Source organism: Xenorhabdus sp. SGI246 (genome assembly GCF_040838225.1).
Taxonomy (GTDB): Bacteria; Pseudomonadota; Gammaproteobacteria; order Enterobacterales; family Enterobacteriaceae; genus Xenorhabdus; species Xenorhabdus indica.
Window position 1 is genome coordinate 1 of record NZ_JBFPEZ010000142.1, and the last position, 1,853, is coordinate 1,853.

Annotated in this window: 3 protein-coding genes; all 3 read left to right on the forward strand. The window is 46.8% G+C overall.

All coding sequences use genetic code 11. The annotated features are described in order from the left end of the window. Positions 1-117: 117 nt before the first annotated feature. Positions 118-312, forward strand: coding sequence for a hypothetical protein (locus ABLA85_RS18530; RefSeq protein ID WP_367965788.1), 195 nt, complete (start codon positions 118-120; stop codon positions 310-312). Continuing rightward, a complete protein-coding gene (locus ABLA85_RS18535; protein ID WP_367965789.1) occupies positions 312-842 on the forward strand; it encodes a hypothetical protein in 531 nt (176 codons plus the stop codon). The genes ABLA85_RS18530 and ABLA85_RS18535 overlap by 1 nt, the downstream gene beginning before the upstream one ends. Positions 843-978: 136 nt before the next feature. After that, positions 979-1,853: toprim domain-containing protein (locus ABLA85_RS18540; protein ID WP_367965790.1), on the forward strand; the 875-nt coding region annotated here is incomplete at its 3' end.

Below are 1,853 nucleotides of genomic sequence, written 5' to 3' on the forward strand. Positions count from 1 at the left end.
GCCGAAGCCCTGAATGACACAGCACAGCATGCGGATTTTGAAATTCATCATCGGGAGGGATTCCCGAAATGGTAAGTCGTATTGATATCAGCTTAACAAGCTGGCGGAGGTAATGGGATGAATGCGGAACAAAAACGCCTGATTGAGCTTTTAATTGAAATACCTCAGGCAAGAACCGAACAGTTAATTACTTTGCTTTCTACATGGTTGGATGCAGAACGAGATAACGAAGCACGAAACATGATTTCCATCGCTTTACTGTGTACGAGAGAAATTAACCAATCACTGAACGATGCTATGGAGGGTAAATAATGCACAAATATCACACTGAAATTATCGGAACAGACATCAACATCATGAAGCGCAACGAGAACGGAATATTTGAGCATATTGGTTTGATACCGCTGGTAGATATTCCCACTCGTGCCAATGCGGGTGAATGGGATAACGAAAAAGTGTTAGGAATGCGTCTAATTGCCGAATATTTAGACCACGCACAAGGTGATAAAGAGAATGATTTACTCGCTTTTCGCTGGCGGGTCGCAACGCTTTACATCATGGAAACCACCGATAAAAACAAGACGCCTTACTACCGCAATCACGGTGTGACGTTACCGTTACTGATGGACTGTGAACGCTTTGCAATGGCAAACAATATTGAGGGTGCAATGCTTGAGCGGTTCGGTAAGACGCAAGGCACAGAGAACACCATCTTAATGTACCACGGCATGGGGGCTGCAATGCCCCGATCAGCGATTACTGAAAGATGGCTCTTTAGTCCTGGTCACTCAGACACTGGACGGCACGATAACTGGTGCTCAGGTTATCAAGCCGGGTGGTGAAAAGCGCTTTGTTCCCGGCTCGAAGAAAAAGGGGAGTTTTATCCCTTTATCACCCATAACTGAAACGCCAGACACGATCATCATCGCCGAGGGCTACGCTACGGCCTTAACGGTCAGCCAATTACATGAGGGCTTAGTGCTGGCTGCGCTGGATGAAGGCAATTTATCTACTGTGGCTAAACAGGTCAGGGAGCAGTGGCCAACAGCGAAAATCATTCTGGCTGCGGATAACGATTGGCACACACCGGACGAACTGGACAAGAACGGCAAGCCCAAGAAGAACGTTGGCAAGATAGCGGCAGAAAAGACTGCCAAGACTATTAACGGGTGGGTAACGTTACCACCAACAGAACACAAAGCTGATTGGGACGATTATCGCCAGCGTCACGGCATTGAAGCAGCAAAGCAGGCATTCAGTAACGGGTTGTATCAGGTGAAGAAGAAAATGTCAGTATCAAAATCTGTGGTCATTAATTTGGATGAACACCAGGAGAAAGAACGCGATCCGTTAACCTCTTTCACTCAAGCCCGGAAAGATGGGATATTTCATATCACGCCTAAATTAGATAAAGAAACAGGCGAAATCATCAAGCCTGAACAATGGTTGTGTTCCTTTGTTGAGGTTATTGGAGTAGGAACGCTTGATGGCGATGAAGATGAGCAATATCTTATTTTTCGCTGGAAAGTCAAAGGCAAGAAAGAGCCAGTGATTAAAGGCATTTCTTCGGCTTATGTTGGTGAGCGTGAAGGATGGCGGATACTCAAAGCGGCTGGCGTACAGGTCACCACTAAAACCCATCTCAGGGCAATTCTGGGTGATTGGTTTATCCGTAACCATGCACAGGAAACATGGAGTGTTACGACTAAAACGGGCTGGCACAAAGGAGCCTATATCATGCCTGACGGTGCCGTCATTGGTAAGCCAGAACACACAATGACGGCCTGTTATCGCTGGATGAAGTCGGGCAGGGCGCAAACCCGAAACATGTTCATATGTCAGCCTATACGCTG